This window comes from Candidatus Nitronereus thalassa, from assembly GCF_032191465.1.
GTDB classification, from domain to species: domain Bacteria; phylum Nitrospirota; class Nitrospiria; order Nitrospirales; family UBA8639; genus Nitronereus; species Nitronereus thalassa.
In genome coordinates this window covers 29,719-50,683 of sequence record NZ_JAQOUE010000002.1, presented here as the reverse complement: position 1 = coordinate 50,683, position 20,965 = coordinate 29,719, and the positions used below count along the sequence as shown (strand labels likewise).

Here is a 20,965-nt window from a genome sequence, read left to right as displayed (position 1 = left end):
GACATTTTCACCGACAACCAATGCCACGATAGTGCTGCCCCTGTCACTGGAGATTTGTTGCGACATGGTTTTCAACCTAGTCGTGCTCGTGTGTATAAAATGAATTGGAAAGGATTGGACTCAATAAGGGTTATTGCTTCTTTTTAGCATTCGTGACAGTTGACACGTTTTTCTTTGTGGAAGCCTTTCCACCTTTTTCCCCACCTTTCCGAGCCGGGTCTTTATTCAAAGGTTTTCCCCTTCCAGATCCACCCTTTTTCTTTCCACCTCCTGTGATTTTGTTCACCGTCGCCCAGGCTCTCGCTTCTGCTTCTTCCTCAGGGACGCCATGTTCTTTATAGCCCTTTTGAATATGAGCAGCCTGACGCTTCTGTTTCTCTGTATATTTGGATTTGTCGCCTCTTGGCATAGCTGGTACTCCTCCATATTTTCTGCAGACGAAAAGTTGCCACAGAATAAATATTCCTCAGTAATGATTTATTGGTCCTTTAAAGAGATCTCAAAAGACTCAGGGATGACTTTTCCAACTTTGACGTTTTTGACACCGTGAATATTTATAATATCCATAGCCAATACGTCTTTGTGAATGAGATGCGCCACCGTTCCTTCTAAGGTGACCACCCCTTGTTTCACTGACACGTTAAAGTCGGGTAGATCTGCCAGCGGTGACCACAGAAGATAATCCAGCACGTCTTTGTGAATTAACTCATCAGACCGATCTGATCCCTGAAGGCCTAGCAAATTTTCTACTTTTCGAACTCCCGGCGTGGATTCTGCGACGTGTTGTGCTTGACGCAAGGCGCTTTGGCTTGGAGCTGTGCCCATTAGTGTGACAACCCGATTTGACACCCTAATGTCGATATGATCATCCTTTATTAAGGCGCTTTCCTTAAGCCGCGTGGAGATTTCATTTCGAATGTGTTGATCTGGTTTCGGATTCGGTCGAATTTCTATGGTGTTATGAACTGATTTGACCCCTATGACCGAGCTAGCGACTTGCGTAGCTTGTCCATGCTCTTGAAGCGTGTCAACACTCCCGAACAACCTGACATGTCCATCTTTTACTGTCACACCAATCGCGTTACTTATTATTCTTGAATCCATTTCTAATCGTCTTTCAATCGCTCCTTCCATTCGACCGTCGGTGAGTTCTCCAACTTCTTTAGCTAACCCTACGCCAACACAGAGAAAAACTGTCATGATGGTGCCTACCATTATGCCATTCAGTGTTCGTCGTTGATTGAACATAAATACCTCCTTTTACGAAATTTCACGCTTTAGATAGCAGGAACAGGAAACATCCCATTGTCAGATACCGTTCCCTATGAATTCCAGTACAAGGGTAGCGACAATGGGTCATCCTTTTTTATTGGAACATGCTTTGTGACCTTTTGGCCATTCTTGTTTGTGGCAACAATCTCATAGACTCCAGGCTCCAAATCCACAAATAACCATGGGCCAGTGACATGCTTGGCTGGAATGTCTGCAGCCAGCGAACCGTCCTGGTGACGAATTTCTACAGAGATGAATGCGAGAAAAGAGCCAGTGTCATTTGCAAAAATCAGCTTAAGGGGAAATGCTGGGTATTGTGGTTTCCTTTCAGCTTTGCCTACCCCAGCGCTGAAATAACGGATTGGCCCTTGTTCATAAAGGGGAAAGTTTCGTTCCATTCCATATTCAGACTTTTCAAACTCAAGTGTGACGTTGGCTTGGTCTGGGGTGATTTGAGCCGTCGGGGTCGCAAATGTCACATGATTTACTTCGAAACTTATCAGACCCGCGACGGTACACGTAAGGAGAATATGGAATGGAACCTTTTTGATTGTCAGCATTCTACCCGTACGATTGTGTTGTTGTTCCATGTAAAACCTCCTTATGTTGACAACTGATCGATTGAGAAGAGCATCCTTCAAATACATCCGGTGATGGGCAAATTCATATGAGCATAAATTGGCAATGACATGTCTGACCATTCAGGAATATTAATTGTGCTCGTGGTTGTGTGAGCTACTCGTCATCCTCTGTTGTATTGGCCTGGGTGGTTCAGAAATCCCTTTGAGCGCATCCTTTGCAACCTGCCCATGTTGGTCTCGATAGGCTAAATCGCCAAGTGAGAGCATTCCAACAAGCTTCTGGTCTTTGTTCAGCACAAAGAGCCGACGGATTTGTTCCTGTTTCATCAAATGAGCAGCTTCTTCGACTTTTTGATCTTCAAAGCACACGGCAACTTGCGGAGACATGAAGTGCCGAACTTGGCAACTTTGAGGGGCATATTTTTGAGATACCACTCGGACAACAATGTCCCGATCAGAAATCGCGCCAATCAATTGTTGGTTATCAAGAACAGGCAAGAGCCCAACACCGTGTTTTTCCAACTTTTGAGCTGCCTGGGTGATCGAATCATCTGCTTCGATGGTCATAGCTCCAACTGTCATAATATCGCTCACCACCATTTGGCTACCTCCTCTATAGTCCTTGATTACAGTAGTTAGAAAATTTTGGTGACACTTTCTGCTTAGTTCAGCGGTGTCAATGGCCATCAGTTTTCAGTCGTGTTTTAACAGGGAATTCACTTTCCAAAAACTAAAGAAAACCCTGGCCATGGGTTTTTAAGCAGGTTCAAGGCAAAACTCATCAAGGGTTGTTGATAGTTGTGGGTTGTCGAGAGAGGTGTAAGTTGAAGTTATGCTTAATCGATAATTGAGTCGTGCAGACAATAGCTTGCTCGGCCATTTGTCGCTTTACCAAACACCAATCTAGAAGGAGGCACCATGAAACGGTTTTTAACCATCAACATACTCACCGGCGCTCTCTTGGGGACGACGCTGCTCGTTGGGACGGCCTTGGCAAACCCAGCTCTTCTGCCTGAACATCCAGGCCATCCGATGAAACCGTTGAAGAGTCCGGTCACCGGGCAATCCTTAGCGAATGATCCAGGCCGAGATTTGTGGACTGGTGAGAAAGCCATGCAGGCAGCAACAAAATCCGAGATTCGAAAGAACCCGGAATGGACCGAAAAAGATACCAATGTCAATAATAAAGGAGCGGGAGTATTACCTGAACTGGCAAAAGGATATCCAGATTATGAGATCAATCCACCTGTAAAGAATGCGATTAATCCTAATCGATAGTTGGTCATAGTCGTAAGGTCCACGCCGAGAAGGCAAAAAAAGGGGCAGAATTCTGCCCCTTTTTTATGAGCAAATGGTCCTTTCTTCGATGCAATTAGGCTGTGGTCTTGGAACCGGCATCTTCTCCCTTTAACCCGAGCCATAGGCTCACACATGCAATTAACAACACAATGGCAAACGGTACCCCCATACTGATTGAGGCGATGCGAAAGGCCATAAGCCCTCCTCCCAACAGTAAAATCGAAGCGACAACCCCTTCGGTGATCGCCCAAAATACCCGTTGTTTCACTGGCGGATTGGTATGGCCTCCAGCCGTAATCATGTCAATCACAAACGAAGCGGAATCCGAAGAAGTAACAAAAAAAATCGTCACCACCACAATGCCTAACATACTTGTGAAGAATGACCAAGGAAATTGCTCAAGCAGGACAAAGAGTGAGACGGCAACATTTTCCTGAACGGCCTCAGCGATACGGCCACTGTCGGACATTTCAATAAACAATGCAGAATTTCCAAACACGGTGATCCACGTCATCGTGACCACGGTGGGAACCAATAAGACACTCACTAAAAATTCCTTGATGGTCCGGCCCCGAGATATTCTGGCAATAAATGTCCCGACAAAAGGGGACCATGCAATCCACCATCCCCAATAAAAAATCGTCCAGTCATGTTGCCAATCCGTTTGGCTATAGGCTTCTGTCCACGTGCCATACATCACGATATGTTTTGTGTATAGACCGACGTTTTGAATCAGGGTATTCAGCAGATGGATCGTCGGTCCTATCGAAAAGATAAACAGGAGGAGCATAAGAGCAAATCCCAAATTGATCTGACTCAAACGTTGTATGCCACGGTCCAACCCAAGAACAACCGACAGGGTCGCTAATGCGGTAATAATCGCAATCAGGATCACTTGGGTCAGGGTATTGTTGGGAAACGAAAAAAGATACGCCAGACCTGCATTTACCTGTTGAGCGCCGAGTCCCAAAGAAGTCGCAACTCCAAATAAGGTGGAGATGGTCGCGATAATGTCAACAATGTTCCCAAGAGACCCATAAATCTTCTCGCCAAATAATGGATAAAATACCGATCGAAGTGATAAAGGAAGTCCCTTGTTATAGGCGAAGAACGCCAAAGCCAATCCTACTAATGCATAGATTCCCCAGGCATGGACTCCCCAATGCAGGAGAGTTAACCCTTGCGCAAGGCGTGCGGTCTCAACAGTCCTTGGCTCTCCGAATGGCGGTGAAACGTAATGGGAGATTGGCTCGGCCACGCTCCAAAATAATAGTCCAATTCCCATTCCGGCACTAAACAACATCGAGTACCAACCCCAATAGGAAAAGTCGGGTTTTGCATCCTTTCCTCCAAGCTTGATGCTCCCAAATCGACTCAAGAGTACAGTGACAACATAAATAAGAAATACATTGACTGAAAGGACAAGAAGCCAACCAGCTTTTTCTGCGATTATGGTTTCAATGGTCTGAAAAGTTTTTTGCATCTCATCAAGGCGAATGAGCGAGAGAAGAACAAACAACAGAATGAGGAACGCGGAACATCCAAAAACAATAGAATGAAGATGAAAGCCGAACCGTTTGAATAGTGATGTGGTCTGAGAGGTGTGTGTACTCACAATATTTACCATTACTTGTGAAAAAGTTCGTCCCTTATCCAGATTAGGACAAAAATCCTCCCAATGTACCCAATATACATTTCCTTGTAACTAGCGAGATCCCTTGCTTTTGCATCATGGATTTCCCCAAATCAGGGGTTTTCTACAGTTCACACAAAAACCAAAATGGCGTATGAGATAAGTATGAAACTGGTAATTGTAGTGAAATGAAGCCCGTTATGCTCCCTGACGATAGGTGCTCACATGAAATGTGACCGCATGCGCAACCAAAAGTACAAAGGACGGATGAAAACGACGATGTTAATCATGACTTACAGCCTGCTCATCGTCTGCTTCGAATTGGGGTGTGCGAGTCTTCAGCCAAAAGCAGGCAACACGGACCTGACAAAAAAGGAACAAGTTCTTGAGATTAAAATAATGGATGATCTTCGGCAAAGCCCTCATGTTGCAGGACATGCCATCACGGTGAGCGTTAAAGATGGACATGTCCAATTATCCGGGCTGGTTGAGAGTCGACTTCAGGTTGAACAAGCCGAAATTATCGCTCGTAACCAACTTGGCGTAGAAACAGTCAAAAATGATATTCGAATACGCTAAGGGGAAGTGTCATGTTACCAATTCATGTTGCTCGGCATTCATTCGGAATCAACTATGGATTGTGAGGTATCCCGAAAAATTTATTTCAGCCGAGAAGAAAGGAGATCTTATGAATACTGCTGGTGTGCCACCTGAAGGATATAAGTCAGTTGGAGATATCGTTGCTACTCATACGTTACAATTCGATTCTCAAGTCGATGGAGAATCGATTGCCATGGAGATATTGACAAACCATATCGCTGTTGTTCCGGTCGTTGATACCGACGGATACTTGGAAGGTGTTGTTGGAGAGTTGGAAATTTTGAAGGCTCTTCAAGAGGGTAAAGACCTCACGCAAATGAAAGCAAAGGATTTGATGAAAAAAGAGAAGCCCATTCACGTCACAGACTCGACTCCGATATCTGATGCCCTTAAGATTCTTCAATCGGAGCATATGCCGATTGTTCCTGTTGTAGAAGATGAACGTGTTATTAAATCCATTACTCGGCATGACCTTATTCGAGCGATGTCTGGAGCAGGATTAGGTGTAGAAACGCATTAGCGTTGACCGTGTAAAGCCCAAAGAATATCGTCACTTCACCTTGAATAAGGTCATACAATCCGATTCTGGATGAATCAGACCAAGTCAACCATGAGGAACACCTATTGAGTCTCGATACAACATTCAGGCACTCAGAACAAAAAGGGGGGAGGGCTATCTGCCCCAACAGCAATGTTGTCAACATAGCTGCAGTCGGAGATGTGCATTGTCCGTATGTCGATCCATCGTATCTGAAAGCCATGCTGCAGGAAATTGACGCTAAAGCGGATGTATTGTTGTTGTGTGGGGATTTAACCCATGAAGGTCATCCATCAGAAGCCGCCATCCTGGCTGAATTACTCGCTCCATTGCGATGTCCGACGATTGGAGTTCTCGGCAACCATGATTATGAAATGGGAGAGGCAAACATCATCACTCAGGTTCTACGGCAATCAGGGGTAATTATTCTGGATGGGGGCGTGCATACAGCATGTGGAATTGATTTTGTTGGTACAAAGGGATTCGCTGGCGGATTTGATGACTTGGCCTTGCAGCCATGGGGAGAACCATTGATTAAGGAATTTGTGGCCATGGCTAAACTCGAAGCGGAGAAACTTGAATCATCTCTTAAACAATCGACCAATCATCACCGCGTGGCAATACTTCATTATTCCCCAATTCGTGGAACGGTTGAAGGTGAGCCAGAAGCCATCATTCCTTTTCTGGGATCTAGTTATCTGGAAAACGTGCTTCTCCGCTATCCTGTCGAGGTGGTGTTTCATGGACATGCTCATCATGGCCAGCCGAAGGGGATGACGAAGAATAAGATTCCGGTGTTCAATGTCGCCCTGCCTCTTTTGCAAAAGGCCAAGAGATTTCAGACGCCGGTAGCATTCTACGCTTTAACCGTCAATAGCCCGAGCTGAAAAAAGTCGATAAAGGTTCATCTATGGCGATGTCACGTACACATCATTCGAGATCATCAAGCGGAATCTTGCCGCCACAAGAAACAGCCCAGACAGTGCCGGAACTGAGTTCCATTGCATCCTTTCGCCATTTTTATCTTCACATTCTTGAGGCATTACGCCGTTCGGGGTCGCGTTTTCTTATCGGTGGTTCCTATGCATTAGCTGCCTACACCGAAATAGCTCGCACAACTAAGGATATCGATTTATTTGTGACACCAGAGGAGTTCGGGGGCATCATGGCTGCGTTGTCACAAGCTGGATATGAAACAGAAAGAACGTTTCCCCACTGGTTGGGAAAGGTTCGTCTTGGAGAGTTTTTTGTCGATGTCATCTTTTCCTCAGGGAATGGTCTGTGTGATGTTGACGAGGATTGGTTCATTCATGCGTCACATTGGAAACTTGATGAACACGTGGTTGAACTTGTTCCTCCAGAAGAAATGATTTGGACCAAAGCCTTTGTAATGGAGCGGGAACGCTATGACGGAACTGATATCATTCACCTCATTCATGCCTGCTGGAAGCAGATTGACTGGCAACGTTTAATAAGACGATTTGGTACCTACTGGGAAGTCTTGTTCTCTCATTTGCAACTATTTGCATTTGTGTATCCAGAGGAAAGACACAAGGTTCCGCAATGGGTATGGCAAACACTTATGAAACGACTGGAACAAAGACTCATGACCCCACCGTCCAGCATCGAAAAACGACTCTGTCGTGGTCCTCTCATCTCATGGAACCAGTTCATGGTTCCGATTCAGTCATGGGGGTACAAGGACGCTCGCCTAATGCCACTTGGAAACCTTAACCAAAAACATATTGAGGAATTCACTGAAACCATGCACCATGAAACCCTGCTCAATTCTCAGTGGTGGGTCAAATCCTGATTTGCCCTAATCACTTTGCAGGTGAGACGATTCGCAAACTCATCATTGCGAACCGTCGTGAGAGGTTTTTCATGAGTCAGACGTCACACCAAGACACAATCCCACCCACCAACGATTTACGATTTGCAGGTCCGGTGTTGTTTGTTGGTGCGCTTTGGATGGCCCTACAACATGAATTCTCAGGAAACGCGGACATTTTTCATTAAATATATCAATACGTGCAATCTTGCGCTTCGTCGCCACAAAGACGGTCTTCCCTACAAGCAAATTATAGAATTGGGAAATAAAGTGCTTGGAGGAAAAAATGTTATCGCCAAGATTTATGTCGATGACTTGAACCAACCGGTTGATGCCTATACCGTTCGATTCAACGATGGGACAATTGATGTTGTGTCATATGATGAGGAAGAGGCGGAACATGAGTGGAATTTACGGGAGAGCTATATCGAAACGGTCGTGCAAAATTCAGATGACTATATTGCGCACCCAGAAAAGTTGGAATGGGATTGGCTCAAAAGTCGACTCCAGATTGGTAACGAATAAAAATTTTACCAACCTGATGAGAATGTTTGAAGAATGTCGACCCTAGCCAGGTGAGGATTTGTCTGCCATTCCTTTCATTTTTGGCAAAACCATTTCTTTCGTCAGAATTTTTAAACATGCGGTTAATGGAATAGCCAGAATAAGGCCGTATACTCCTGCAACGGCACCTCCAATGAGCACGACAAGAAGAATGGTTACTGCATGTAAGTCGGTCGACTGACTTTGAATCCAGGGAGTCAAGACCCACCCTTCAAGGATTTGTACTACGGCATACACCAGACTTGGCCAAAAGGCTACAGCCATCCAATCGACCGATGAAAGCCCTTGAGTGGTGGTCATGTCCAAGTATTTCACGAGCACAGCAATGGGCCAACCGAATGTCGCAGCATAGGGAATGAGGCTCAACACCCCTGTTCCGACTCCGAGCAAAAACCAATAGGGCACGTCGGCCAGGTACCACCCCACAGAAAACATAATGGCCATAATGAGTGCAATGAGCAACCGGCCACGAAAAAAACTGCCGACAGCTTCATCCATTTGAGCGGCAATGTTCTTGGTCCTTCTCATATAACGAGCAGGAATATATTCCTGAAGGGAAGCAAGAATTGTCGGAAATTGCCATGCAAAGAAAAAGAAATAGATAGGGATGAGGGCAAACGAAATCAGTATATAGGTCGCGGTCCCGATAAGACTTCCCATAAAATCGAATGCTCGACTTGTCCCGCTAAATACTGATTGAAAGGTCTCGAATGGGTTTTCCTGAACATGGACGGCGAGTTGCTGTAACTGACTCATTAAGGTGTCGTGCTGAAGGCCGTAGCGGTCAGCCAGCCAATTGGCATAATCGGGCAGCTTACTTGTGAGGGTGACGGCCTGATCAACAATGATGGGACCGAGAATAATCATGCCACCCCCAATGAGGAGAAGGAGAAAGATGACGAGCAAAAGGGTGGTAAACGGGCGAGGCCATTTCCATTGTTGATTGGCAAAGGTAATAAGGGGCGTAAACAAATAGGCGAACACCGCACCAATCAGGACTGGCACAAATATGCTTCGAAGATAGTAGCCAAGCCAAAGCAAAAGCAAGATCAAGCTTAACCACAACAAATCCCGAATAAACGCAATTTGCCAAAGGTGCCGGTCTGCCGGTGAAGGATGGGAAGGTTGAGACATATTCTTTAGCGGACATTAGCAGGAATGACTGCATAGGTCATATAGACAATATTCCATCTTCTCCAGAGGATTATGTCTACTGACAATCCTATCATGCAATGCCACACTCGCTCTACCGCATTGTTTATCCTCTGGCGGCCCCACACTTTTGGTAGGTGAAACTCATGCTTTTTCGTCAATTATCAAAAGGAGATGAACGAGCTCATGCGTAGGCCCAAAGTTGTGATTGTTGGAGGAGGGTTTGGAGGCCTGGCCGTTGCACGCGGATTAAAAAACGCGGATGTCGAGATTGTTCTCATCGATAAAACGAATCATCATTTGTTTCAGCCATTACTGTATCAGGTTGCCATCGCCTCGCTTTCACGTGGGGATATTGCCACGCCTTTCCGCGAAATTTTTCGTACTCAATCCAATATTCGATTCATATTAGATCGGGTTGAGGCGGTTGATTGTCAGCAACAGGTTGTCCAGCTTATCAATGAGACACTCTCATTTGATTTTCTGGTTCTGGCACCGGGATCTCGACCGTCGTTTTTCGGTCATGAAGAATGGCGTCATCATGTCTGGAGCCTGAAAAATTTACACGATGCTCTTGGGATTCGCGACCACATCCTGCATTCGTTTGAGCGGGCTGAGCGTCTGCTTCCTCATTGCGAAGCCCAACGTTATCTGACTTTTGTCATTGTGGGTGGTGGACCAACAGGTGTTGAATTCGCTGGCGCACTTGCCGAAATCGCGCGGAATACGATTCGACCAGACTTTCCGCTACTCCGTGACCACACCATTAAGATCATTTTGGTTCAGAAAGAGTCTCGATTACTCAAGGGGTTCCCTGCTCAGCTTTCAGAACATGCAAAAAAAGATCTAGAACATCTGGATGTGACAGTCAAACTCAATTGTGTAGTTACAGACATTTCTGAACACGGTGTGCAGTGTAATGATGAATTCATCCCAACAGCCAATGTCATTTGGGCTGCAGGGAATGAGGCGTCGCCCTTACTTAGAACGTTGAACATGGATTTGGATCCTGAGGGGAGAATCAGCGTTGGTCAGGATCTCTCCATACCCAAGTACCCTTCAATCTTTGTCATTGGCGATGCTGCATGCTGTTTGGATGAAAACGGAGATCCCTTACCAGGACTTGCAGCCGTGGCCATGCAACAAGGCCGGTACGTGGCTCATCTTATTCGGCACAATCCGTCTCCCCGATCAAGGGTGCCATTCCACTATAAGGACAGAGGGCAAATGGCCACTATTGGAAAAGCCAGGGCCGTGGCGAATATTAAAGGGTGGAACGTATCTGGTCTGCCAGCTTGGTTGCTTTGGAGTGTGGTTCATGTCTCATTTCTCATTGGGTTTGACAAAATTAGAGTCATCATGGAGTGGATCTGGTTCTATCTCACCTATAAGTCGAGCGAGCGTTTAATAGATATAGATTTCCAACCCAAGAAAAAAGACAAGACGTAGAATCTGGAGCCAACAACTCAAGGGTGTGCCTGACGTCGGCAAAGAATCGGCGCGCAACCGCACCCTCATTATGTTTGATTATATGTTATCCATGATTGGACATCCGACTCCATTATCTATTGATTTTGTCTATTTTGTCTTGGCTGCCACTTTTGGTAATGGTATTGGTAAAGAATTAATCATTGGAAATCTCATATGATCGAGGGGTTCTAGGTAAGGAGAAGCAAATGACCCATGAATTCAAAGCAATGAAAAAACCGAGGACACAAATAAAATTTCATCCTACATTACGGATTCTACTGATCGCACTTGCTGTCGTGATGTGTCAAGTCCCAGTCAATAATGCGCTCGCCGAGAGAATGGAGCAGTTGGATGATAATAAAATCACCAAAGCGGTAGAAAAGGCGTTTTCAGTTGATCCGAGTGTCCCAGGTCATCTCATTGACGTTACGACCAAAAAGGGGGTTGTCGCTCTGAGCGGGAAAGCCCCTCATTTACGAGGAAAAATGCGAGCGACCTCCGTGGCTGAAACCATCCGTGGTGTTCAAGCGGTGGTCAATACCGTGACGATAAAAAATCTTGGCTTGTCTGATGAGCACATTCGTCAAAATGTTGAAGAGGTTCTCTCTCACGATCCTGCAACTGAAAAATACGATCTCGAAGTTCAGGTTCAAAACAAGACAGCAACCCTGTCTGGATCCGTCAATTCATGGGCGGCAGGAAACCTGGCAGAAAAGATTGCCTCGGGAGCTCGAGGTGTCCATGAGGTTGTCAATAACATCGAGGTTTCCTACGAGGGGAAGCGGAGCGACGGACAAATCGCGGATGAGATTCAAAAACGATTACAGACGGATGTGTGGATCAATGCGGATGGTCTTGATGTGTCAGTTCGTGACGGACGTGTGTGGTTATCTGGTGTGGTGGGCAGCGCTTCAGAAAAACGCCGAGCTCGGAATAACGCATACGTGATGGGTGTGAAGAGCGTCGATGATAGCCAACTGTTTGTCAAATGGTGGGCCAAAGGTAACATGCGTCGGACAAAAACCTTTGATATGTTGTCAGACGACACCATTAAAGAACATGTCCAGCTTGCCTTGGCTTATGATCCTCGGGTGTTTTGGTTTTCGATTGACATCGCAGTTGAAGATGGAGTTGTCACATTACAGGGGACGGTTGATAACCTCAACGCAAAACACTCCGCACAAGAAACAGCCAGGCATACTAGGGGAGTCTTATGGGTAAACAACTATTTAAAAGTCAGGCTCCCAGAATATCCCGATGATGAAGAAATCAAAAGGAGAATTGAGACGTTGATTGCCATCGATCCGGATCTTGAGCCTTTTACGATTGATCCTTTGGTGCATGATGGCAAAGTTACTTTGAGGGGAACCGTGGGCTCGTATTATGAACGACGATTAGCGGAGCATCTGGCGGCTCGCGTGAAAGGCGTTTTGGAGGTGAAAAACAATCTAGTAATCCCGGATTCCTGGGAATGGACACCAGATGCCGTGATTCAACAAGACATCGAAGATGAATTGTGGTGGAGTCCCTTCGTTGACAGCGATGATATCACCGTGACTGTTGAACACGGCATTGCGACGTTAAGAGGGACGGTGAATAGTTGGTTTGAGTATGAGGCCGCCCTAGAGAATGCGAAAGAGGGAGGAGCGAGATTGGTCGAAAGTCAATTGACTGTTAGAAAATACTTGGATTTTGACTGGCCGCCGCCCAAGCCCAATCCATAAAACGAAACCCCAGTCTTTGAGTGCGTGAGAGAGGGTCGGTGAGGACAGTCTGATCATATGAAGTTGAATGTGCAAGGGCTTAAATAGAAGAGCTTAAAAATATTGACGAAACCATGAAAGGAACGAAGAATGAGGAATTTAGTCGTTGTCAGTTTTTTAAGTGAAACCAAAGCACATGAGGTTCGCCAGAAATTGGTTGAATTGGAAAAAAAGTATCTCGTGAGCCTTGAGGATGCGGTCGTAGTCGTTCGAAATAAGGAAGGCAAAATAGCAGTCAATCAGCAGTATAACCTGGTCGCGAGCGGAGCAATTGAAGGGACCTTTTTTGGAACACTGTGGGGATTGCTCTTAGGGTTGCTCTTTTTTAATCCCTTGGTCGGCCTTGCCGCGGGAAGCGTGACGGGTGCCGCCCTTGGTGGAACGGCAGGGTGGTTGTCCGATATTGGAATTGATGATGATTTTATCAAACAATTGGGTCAAACGATCCAACCAAGCTCGTCGGCCTTGTTTTTGTTGATTAAGGATATTACGCCTGACAAAGTCGTTGAGGAGTTGCAGAGCCTTGATCTTGAGGGCAAGGTTTTACATACCTCTTTGTCGATTGACGACGAAGCCAAATTAAAGGAATTACTTCAAGCGAAATCGGATGCCCTGCGAGAGGTGAAGGCCTAAATAAACGCTTAGGGATAAAATCAAGGCATGGATGCTCAATAATAAAAACAAAAAAGATAGCGAGGTCGAAGTGAATAAATTTTGGCGAAACCAAGAACAAAGTTCTCAAGATTCCCCCAAACGAAAACCTCCCGATCCTCTGACCGACGATCCGCCGGTTCGGGAACCACCAATGCCCGACGGTCCCCCGCCTAAGGATATTCCTCCAATTGGCGACCCACCGGACACAAAAGAAAAAGAGAGGGTCGACACTTCGTCCTGACTTGGGCCAAATCAGAATGGCTCTCTGTCGCTGAAACGGGGTGTGAATGCCACTCTAAATTCAAGACGGGTAATCCATTCCACTCCTCTCTTCCACGCTTCATAAATTCTGCATTTAATTATCAATCAATACAAACCCAGGGTTCTTTCCAGTTCAGAAGTCAAATGCGGCCTGCTAAGGTGTGCTTAAGAACTTGGCGTACGTTTGACACAAGAAGAAAGGAACGAAAATGAACGCTGGAATTTCCCTTCCAAACAATGACTTTGATGCGGTTATGCTATCTGCTCAGGAACACCAACATGTGGATCGACTGACAGTGGCCACCATTATACCTGATGAGGCCAGTTATGATCGATTTCTCAAAACATCATCCCAAGATCTTCTTGAACACGCCACACAATATGTGATTCATCGGCTTAAAGAAACCAAAAGATGGGATAATACGGTGGCGTATGAAAAACTCGCGCTACGTTTAGGTTATGAACTGACTGAACGATTCATCGATTACGCGCGAACAAAACTCCCTATGCGACCGGTGTTGCTCCTAGACAGTTTCATTGCTCAATCCTTTAGTCAATTGGACCTCATATCTCCGGATTGGCCCACCCTGTCAACGCCTCTCGGACAGTATCTAGATGCTCTAATTTCTCGAGCTGTGGTGAGTCGCGATGGCTTGGTGACCTTATTTTGGCATCTCTATAGTATGACCCCTTCACATGTGATGAAGGTTCTGGCTATCCCGGAAGACCAGCAGGCCCGTATTTTCAAGAACTATGCGCGATGGAGAAAAGGGGGATGGCAGCAAACCATGATAGTCGGTGGACTATCAGAGCAGGTGTTGTTGGAGTTGGAAAAAGATGTGGATCAGGACTGGAGAACGGTCAATAATACTGTGTGTCACATCTTGGATCGTATCCAACCCTACTATCGAAAAAGTGAGCCATCTCACTATCTCTGTCGGGACAAAGAAGCCTGGTTGGACCTGTATGCTAATAATTACGATCAGGAATACCGGCTGTGGCACTTGGCGATGTGCCAAGGCTGCTTTAAATCTTTATGCGAAAGTCAAATGAATGGTCTGGCGGATGAGTTGCAACCGTTGACCCATTTTCAGGTGCGTCCCTATGGAAATCATGTCTCCATAGACGGAAAACACAAGCGTTCACAAAATTTTGTGTTGGATCTGGTGAAATAAATTCCTGTAACAAGAAATATATTTCCCTGGCGCCGCATTAATCGGACTGTTTTCATTAAGTAGAAATATATACGTAATAAGAAATCCAATGCGTGCGCTCACAATGACCCTTAAATGTTGTGGGCTCAGTAAAATATCCAACGGAAGTTCCTTCTGGAGAAGGTCTCCCAGGAACCGGAGGTAGACTTAGTAGTCGTGCAAATCTGCTGACGGAATTATATTAGTCAATCATGGTGTTTCCTATGAAGGCTGTGAAAATAAAATTCTCACAGCCTTCATAGGCTTTTATTCCTTACAACCGCTGTTCTTCCAAATCATAAACATCGAACCAACTGTAAAATTGACGTCCCTTTGGAATGTAGTTTTCAATATAATCTTCCAGGAACTCCTGGGCATCGTCTGGTAATTCAGAAATGCGCATGCCGCGCAACCGATTGTTCCATTTTACGATTTCCACTCTGGGACGATCGGTGGCATGTTCATGGATCCATGCGGCCACTTCATGGTCCGTGGCGCCTGAAGCTACACATTCTTTAAATTGGTTGGCATTGATTTTACTAAAGTCGAAAAATTCCCTATCCAAAGGACAGTTAAATTTATATTCACCTTCTTTGCCAAGTAACACGGCTCGGCATTTGTCTAAAGTTCGTCCTGCAATGACATAATCACCCAATTTTTCCCTTGGGCTTCTCGGAAAGTCTTTTGTTAAATCCTTTGTGATAGTATCGAGTTTGGTGGCATCCATACTCTGTCTCCTTCTCTATGGTTCCTGGTCGGAACAATGGTCAAGAAAAGATCGTGGCATCTCAGTAAACATAGGCGTTCAATGTAAAGGCGGCGTTTCTAATTTATTTCTTACAGAACGAGCGCCCATTTCTAAGGCTATGTGTTTGGCCAATTGGGATTGCTCCTTATTCTGCACGGTACCTCGCAATGTCACTTGACCGTTTTCAACATGTACCTGGATGCTGGCAGGGGCGAGGTGAGAATCCCACTGTAAGGCATTGCGGATGTCTCGTTTAATCTCCCAATCCGATTTCCATAACCATCGAAACGGATGATGAACCCGATTTATCACCTCGACCACACCTTTCACGCGAGAGGCTAAGAATTCTGCTCGGGATTTCCGAAAGGTCGTCGGGACTTTCCCTTCAAGGTAGACTCGCCCTTCATGGACAGACACGTCGAGAGCTTCTTGATTTAAAAAAGGATCACGCTGCATTGCCGCCTTGACTTGATTTTCAATGGAAGCATCAGTCGCTGGCGGTGAAGGGCGTACCTTCAAAAAATTCATCACCCGATACACGCCGACCGTATTCTTGGCATTGTGTTCGGCAACGGCCTTGGCGGCAAGGTTTGAGACGATCCCAGTCAAGGTAATCGTGCCATGGTTGACCTCTATTTCAATGTTTGAGGATGACAACCGAGGGTCGTAAGTCAATGCCTGGTCAATGGCTTGACGAATATCATCGTCAGGGACCTGAGTCAGACCGGATTTCTGCATAGGATCTTGCTTCTCCCAATTGACTTGCAGTCCATCCGTATTGACAGAGGTAATACCAAAAACCCAAGCCAACCTCCCAGCACGATTTTTTTCTTCTACACTGTGGACCACACCCGAAAGGGTTGCTTTTCCATTGCGAACGTGGACATTGATCGAATCATGCGGAATCCACACGTCATATCTCAATCGCTGAGCAATTTCATGGGTGAGAGCCCGATCTGACCGGTTTGGTATTGTGGCAAGTTGGACACGTTCTATGGTATCCCGAACTCCTTGAACCCCTTTGGCCACCGTAAGTGACAGTTGCTGTTCCTGCCATGACTGGACGGTTCCTTGAAGTGTGACAATTCCGTCTTGCACGGATACATGAAGATCGAGCAATTCTGTGGCAGGGTTATCTAGCAGTGCCTGCTCAACGTGATCCTTGATTTCCGAGTCTGTGCTTGAGCGCCTCGGAGCTACCTGTATTCGATTGACGACTGCACGGACACCCTTGAAGGTTGAAGCGAGTTGGGTGATACGTTCTTTTGCAAGTAGGTTGTCAACCGTTCCTGTTGCCATCACGATACCATTTTTAACGATGACATCAATGTGATGGGCTGCTACTCCCTCATCTTTCGACAATCGTTCCTCGATCGCAAACATGATATCCTGATCGGCAATGTCAGAAGACTGATTGCCACTCACGACACTGGCCTGACAAATGATGCAGACCCATGCAGCGAGAAAAATCGGTAGCAGCCGAGAGAGGCGATATTTGTTCTTTCTGCCCCAAGCTAGAATAGGTTCGTGTTGGTGATAGGGAGGGTAAAACGTTCGCATGGTCATTCTTCCTTTTGCCCAATCGTACGAATCAACTTATTATACAAGCCCATTTGTTACGTTAGGCCGGAAAAAAGTCTGGCGCATGTTGGATACGTAACCGACTTGTTACTTTTTTCGCTCCGGTATCTTTGGAAATTTGAATGGCTTTTTTTGAGGCATGGACCGTGGGTACGGTACCGGTCAATGTTACATGTCCATCCTCAATGGAAACCCGAATATCTTGATCATAAAGATGAGGGTCCCACCAAAAAGCCTGCCTAAGTTCTTGCCATAAAGCCTCATCACTCTTGTGCTGATGGTGAGGGGTGTAGATTAATTGATTGATGACTTCCACAACACCGGAAACTTTCTCGGCTGTCTTGACGGCTTGCGAGATTTCAAAAACGGAATCCATATAGCCGTCAAGAAATATTTGGCCATGACGTCCCGTCACGTTAATGTCGTAGCGATCGACCAATGCATTGTTGGCCAGAGCCTGGCGAACCTGAGATTCCAGTTCCGAATCGGATAGCTGCTCAGGAGGGCGTACTTTAATCAAGTTTTTCACTAAAAACACACCGACGGTGTTTTCTGCATCCATTTGGGCTGCGCTTTTGCTTTGGGCGTTCCGCAGGATCCCTCGCAAGGTGACAATGCCATTTTTAACATCAACTTCTATGCTGTTTTGATTGATGCGGGGATCATACGATAATGCTAACTCAATGGCCTGTTTAATGCCTTCGTTTGAACGAATTACATCACCTGGTTCCCGACGCATTCTATCTTTGGCCCACCACTCGACCTTCAGTGGTTCGGTATTAACTGAAATGACACCGCTCACCCACGCATCGGTAAATGCGCTATTTTTTTCGGCCAAACTTCCCACGACACCAGTCAGTGTCACATGCCCATTCCGAATCATGACACCAATGAGTTGATCATCGAGAAATACGTCCGCCTGAAGCATTCGCATAATTTCCGCTTTGATCTCTGAATCGCGGCGAATTGCTGCCGGCCTGATCTTCAGTTGATTGGAAATTTCCTTGACCCCTTTGACTGATTTGGCAACTTGCGCACTGAGTTGTTTTTCCTGCCATGAATCAACTACCCCATGAAGAGTGACAGTGCCATTATGACTAGCGACAGTTACCTCATAGGAATCCGTCGCTGGATCTTTGGCCAATGCCGCTTCCACATCTAGTACTATTGCCGGATCGTCTTTTTGAACAAGAGGGACGACTTTCATGCGATTGACGATAGCTCGTACGCCACGAATATTCTCCGTAATTCGAGTGGCCCGGTCTTTTGCCAGAATCGTGTTGACTTTGCCAGTAAGCGTGACGATGCCATTTTTCGTGGAAACATCAATGGCATTAACTGGAACGCTCTTATCGACAATAAAACGGGACTCGGTCGCAATCGTGATGTCTTTATCGGTGATGGTGTCGTCTTGAGAATTTGCAAATATGACGTTTGTCCCAGTGATTGCGAATACTCCCAGGAACAAGAGGCTAAACAATGTGAGTGGCATGGCCTTCTGTTGATAGGTTTGGGGACATTTCATCTTGGATTTCCTTATAAGGTGAAATAATTGTGTTTGTGGTCCTCGCTACAATGCATGAAGCAACAATTAATTCGGAGCCCGCTTGATCTGGATTTCAAATGTCTTTGGTTTAGCCAATTGTTTTTCGAATAATGAATCAGCAACCAGTCAGATTTGAAAAGTTCGAGAGATCTACAAAGCAAAAATATGACCAGCCGTCAATGTCTCTTCATTGTTTTCATTCTATCGTGAGTTAGAAACCTTCATCTAGTAGACAAAAAAAGTAATCTATTGAAAAATTGTCTGGTATATGGGGTATGGCCAATTCTGAAAAATTCCTGTTAAAGATGCGCTACCGAGGACTTCGGAAAAACACAAAATAAGTCAACTTTTTCTCTGTGTTCTCCCCAATCACCTCTTTTCTGAGGTGCTATGCCCTTTGATCAATCTTTTTCGTCGTTCGGTAGCGATTTTGGTTGACTTCAAGGTTTGTGGCTTACTTCAAAAAGATACACGATCAAGGGAAATTTACAGTTTTACTCATCGGTGTATTGATATAGAAATTATTTAAAGATTCGGCTCCCGATCATTCCCATTGATATTCCGGAGCGAAGGTTTTTGGGTATGAGTCATCAGGGAATTGAAAGGGTGGCACAATCCGAACTCATGAATGATCTCCAAATGAGTATCCCAGCTCACGTTCTATCTAGTGGTGCTCTAAAATGAAAGGAGGAACAATAATGCGCCAATCATTTAAGAATATGTGGATATTGCTGATTTTAATTCTCGCGGTGCCGTGTGCGGCAAGCGCGGAAAATCTTAGAAACAAACCAGATCGGAGCTGGGTCAGTGTGAGTGGAGTGGTAGCATCCGCGAAAGATCACAGTTTCATGCTCGACTATGGCAAGGGACAGATCATTGTTGAGATGGATGACTGGGACTGGTATGGCGAAGGCAAGTCTTTGCTCGATGGCGACAAAGTGACCGTCTATGGCCGGATAGATGATGATCTGTTTGAAACCGCCTCCATTGAGGCGAGCAGTGTGTATGTTGAAAATCTGAACACATTTTTCTACGCCAATGATGCGGATGAGGAGGATTTGGCCTTTGGAATTTACCCCACACCTATTGTGGTGTCGTGGCTTGACCTAACAGGAACGGTGACTGAAGTGGATGGCCGAGAGTTTACCTTGGATACGGGGAAGCGGAAGATTCAGATTGACACGATCAATATGCCGTACAATCCCATGGACGACCAGGGGTTTCAGAAAATCCGCAAAGGTGACCGTGTGAAGGCTTTTGGCCACATGGACTATGACCTTTTCGAAAAAAAAGAACTGATGGCCGATTCTGTCATAACTCTTGCCAAGGATAAAAAAAAGAAGTCGAGCTCATGACAACCGGTCTTTATCTAGAAGCTGGATGGAGGGCAGTTCACCATTTTAGCCCTTCGATGGATTAACCAGAACCTGAAACATGGAGGACACAATGCGAAAAGTTAAAACCACTTGTACGATTGCGGTATTAATGAGTTTGGGGCTCACGTCTTATGCGATGGCAGAATCCCCGAAAAATAACCAAGTAAGAGGAGCCGACTGGGATCCTGGGCGAGCAATTACCCAAAACTTGCCGGTAGCAAACCACCCTTCTGTTCCTCAAAACCCCTATGGGTCTATTGATATTGAAAGATACCTGGGCGAGGATGAGTTTCCCCCCTACACACGTGACCGGTACAGAGAGAGGGACGAACCTGATGTCTTTTCCGAAGATGACACGCTGTACTATGATAATCGGGCTTTCGCGCGTGATCGTTTTGGTTACGCCAAGCAACGCTTCAAAAAAGCGGCCCAACGATATAGAAATGCCAAGAGAAACTTTAGCAAAGAACAGCTTCAGTTTTTTGAAGAACTCGATCGTTTTCAAGCAGAAAAGGAACAATTTGCTTCTGTAAGCGGAGGTTTCGCTAAGACGATGTTAGGAACTTTGCAAAAAAGAAACGGAAACATTTTTGTCCTGGAAAACTCGGATGGGCGCACACGACGAGTGCATGTGGGGGAAGATACGCTTGTGGACGGAAGTGTCGAGCAAGGAGATGAGGTAATTGCTAAGGTGTTACCTAATGGTCATGCCATTGCCTTAATGAAAGACCGGGGAGAAAAGGGAATCAGTGCCCAACCCCGATCTGACATGAAGTAACGTCGAGTCTGTTTTACTGGAGGTCTCGCGAAGTAGTCATGAGGATGGGCAGCCATTGAAGTTAAAATTGATTGAAATGGCTGCCCGTACCTTCACGGGAAGATTCGGTGATTAGAATGTGGGGG

The 20,965-nt window shown here is 45.8% G+C and carries 22 protein-coding genes; 13 read left to right on the top strand and 9 right to left on the bottom strand.

The window, feature by feature from the left end:
- Window positions 1–130: 130 nt before the first annotated feature.
- From PPG34_RS15415 to PPG34_RS15400, 4 genes are all read right to left on the bottom strand, one after another.
- A complete protein-coding gene (locus tag PPG34_RS15415) occupies window positions 131–409 on the bottom strand; it encodes a hypothetical protein (RefSeq protein ID WP_313834334.1) in 279 nt (92 codons plus the stop codon).
- A 68-nt stretch (window positions 410–477) separates the two neighbouring features.
- On the bottom strand, window positions 478–1,248 hold the full coding sequence (locus PPG34_RS15410) for a BON domain-containing protein (protein WP_313834333.1): 771 nt from the start codon (window positions 1,246–1,248) through the stop codon (window positions 478–480).
- Window positions 1,249–1,322: 74 nt separating this feature from the next.
- Window positions 1,323–1,862: a hypothetical protein gene (locus tag PPG34_RS15405; RefSeq protein WP_313834332.1), complete on the bottom strand. Its 540-nt coding sequence runs from the start codon at window positions 1,860–1,862 to the stop codon at window positions 1,323–1,325.
- Between the two features lie 120 nt (window positions 1,863–1,982).
- A complete protein-coding gene (locus PPG34_RS15400) occupies window positions 1,983–2,453 on the bottom strand; it encodes a CBS domain-containing protein (protein WP_313834331.1) in 471 nt (156 codons plus the stop codon).
- A gap of 318 nt (window positions 2,454–2,771) precedes the next feature.
- Here PPG34_RS15400 and PPG34_RS15395 point away from each other — a divergent pair, with 318 nt between their 5' ends.
- Window positions 2,772–3,131 (top strand): hypothetical protein, encoded by a 360-nt coding sequence (locus PPG34_RS15395; RefSeq protein WP_313834330.1) that lies wholly within the window; start codon window positions 2,772–2,774, stop codon window positions 3,129–3,131.
- A 94-nt stretch (window positions 3,132–3,225) separates the two neighbouring features.
- On the opposite strand, the gene PPG34_RS15390 is transcribed toward PPG34_RS15395, so the two are convergent.
- Window positions 3,226–4,767, bottom strand: coding sequence for a BCCT family transporter (locus PPG34_RS15390; RefSeq protein WP_313834329.1), 1,542 nt, complete (start codon window positions 4,765–4,767; stop codon window positions 3,226–3,228).
- 243 nt (window positions 4,768–5,010) lie between these two features.
- Between PPG34_RS15390 and PPG34_RS15385 the strand changes: the two genes are divergently transcribed.
- The 5 genes from PPG34_RS15385 to PPG34_RS15365 all read left to right on the top strand — a co-directional run bounded on the left by PPG34_RS15385 (window position 5,011) and on the right by PPG34_RS15365 (window position 8,279).
- Entirely contained in the window at window positions 5,011–5,364 is a 354-nt protein-coding gene (locus tag PPG34_RS15385) for a BON domain-containing protein (RefSeq protein WP_313834328.1), read from the top strand.
- Window positions 5,365–5,473: 109 nt separating this feature from the next.
- A complete protein-coding gene (locus PPG34_RS15380; RefSeq protein ID WP_313834327.1) occupies window positions 5,474–5,905 on the top strand; it encodes a CBS domain-containing protein in 432 nt (143 codons plus the stop codon).
- A gap of 104 nt (window positions 5,906–6,009) precedes the next feature.
- Window positions 6,010–6,810, top strand: coding sequence for a metallophosphoesterase family protein (locus PPG34_RS15375; RefSeq protein ID WP_313834326.1), 801 nt, complete (start codon window positions 6,010–6,012; stop codon window positions 6,808–6,810).
- A gap of 23 nt (window positions 6,811–6,833) precedes the next feature.
- Entirely contained in the window at window positions 6,834–7,736 is a 903-nt protein-coding gene (locus tag PPG34_RS15370; protein ID WP_313834325.1) for a nucleotidyltransferase domain-containing protein, read from the top strand.
- Window positions 7,737–7,907: 171 nt separating this feature from the next.
- Window positions 7,908–8,279: a hypothetical protein gene (locus PPG34_RS15365; RefSeq protein ID WP_313834324.1), complete on the top strand. Its 372-nt coding sequence runs from the start codon at window positions 7,908–7,910 to the stop codon at window positions 8,277–8,279.
- A gap of 42 nt (window positions 8,280–8,321) precedes the next feature.
- Here PPG34_RS15365 and PPG34_RS15360 read toward each other — a convergent pair whose 3' ends face one another.
- Window positions 8,322–9,452, bottom strand: coding sequence for an AI-2E family transporter (locus PPG34_RS15360; RefSeq protein WP_313834323.1), 1,131 nt, complete (start codon window positions 9,450–9,452; stop codon window positions 8,322–8,324).
- Between the two features lie 204 nt (window positions 9,453–9,656).
- Between PPG34_RS15360 and PPG34_RS15355 the strand changes: the two genes are divergently transcribed.
- From PPG34_RS15355 to PPG34_RS15335, 5 genes are all read left to right on the top strand, one after another.
- A complete protein-coding gene (locus tag PPG34_RS15355) occupies window positions 9,657–10,919 on the top strand; it encodes an NAD(P)/FAD-dependent oxidoreductase (RefSeq protein WP_313834322.1) in 1,263 nt (420 codons plus the stop codon).
- Between the two features lie 227 nt (window positions 10,920–11,146).
- Window positions 11,147–12,664, top strand: a complete 1,518-nt coding sequence (locus PPG34_RS15350; RefSeq protein WP_313834321.1) for a BON domain-containing protein — start codon at window positions 11,147–11,149, stop codon at window positions 12,662–12,664.
- Window positions 12,665–12,793: 129 nt separating this feature from the next.
- A complete protein-coding gene (locus tag PPG34_RS15345) occupies window positions 12,794–13,336 on the top strand; it encodes a DUF1269 domain-containing protein (RefSeq protein ID WP_313834320.1) in 543 nt (180 codons plus the stop codon).
- Window positions 13,337–13,367: 31 nt separating this feature from the next.
- Window positions 13,368–13,598 (top strand): hypothetical protein, encoded by a 231-nt coding sequence (locus PPG34_RS15340; protein ID WP_313834319.1) that lies wholly within the window; start codon window positions 13,368–13,370, stop codon window positions 13,596–13,598.
- 229 nt (window positions 13,599–13,827) lie between these two features.
- The gene (locus PPG34_RS15335; RefSeq protein ID WP_313834318.1) at window positions 13,828–14,793 is read left to right on the top strand and encodes a hypothetical protein; all 966 of its coding nucleotides are present in this window, start codon (window positions 13,828–13,830) and stop codon (window positions 14,791–14,793) included.
- Window positions 14,794–15,085: 292 nt separating this feature from the next.
- On the opposite strand, the gene PPG34_RS15330 is transcribed toward PPG34_RS15335, so the two are convergent.
- The 3 genes from PPG34_RS15330 to PPG34_RS15320 all read right to left on the bottom strand — a co-directional run bounded on the left by PPG34_RS15330 (window position 15,086) and on the right by PPG34_RS15320 (window position 18,665).
- A complete protein-coding gene (locus tag PPG34_RS15330; RefSeq protein WP_313834317.1) occupies window positions 15,086–15,538 on the bottom strand; it encodes a DUF5069 domain-containing protein in 453 nt (150 codons plus the stop codon).
- A gap of 78 nt (window positions 15,539–15,616) precedes the next feature.
- Window positions 15,617–17,119 (bottom strand): BON domain-containing protein, encoded by a 1,503-nt coding sequence (locus tag PPG34_RS15325; RefSeq protein ID WP_313834316.1) that lies wholly within the window; start codon window positions 17,117–17,119, stop codon window positions 15,617–15,619.
- A gap of 61 nt (window positions 17,120–17,180) precedes the next feature.
- The gene (locus PPG34_RS15320) at window positions 17,181–18,665 is read right to left on the bottom strand and encodes a BON domain-containing protein (protein ID WP_313834315.1); all 1,485 of its coding nucleotides are present in this window, start codon (window positions 18,663–18,665) and stop codon (window positions 17,181–17,183) included.
- A gap of 719 nt (window positions 18,666–19,384) precedes the next feature.
- Between PPG34_RS15320 and PPG34_RS15315 the strand changes: the two genes are divergently transcribed.
- Both PPG34_RS15315 and PPG34_RS15310 read left to right on the top strand, forming a co-directional pair.
- A complete protein-coding gene (locus PPG34_RS15315) occupies window positions 19,385–20,041 on the top strand; it encodes a NirD/YgiW/YdeI family stress tolerance protein (protein ID WP_313834314.1) in 657 nt (218 codons plus the stop codon).
- Window positions 20,042–20,132: 91 nt separating this feature from the next.
- A complete protein-coding gene (locus PPG34_RS15310; protein ID WP_313834313.1) occupies window positions 20,133–20,840 on the top strand; it encodes a hypothetical protein in 708 nt (235 codons plus the stop codon).
- Window positions 20,841–20,965: the final 125 nt, after the last annotated feature.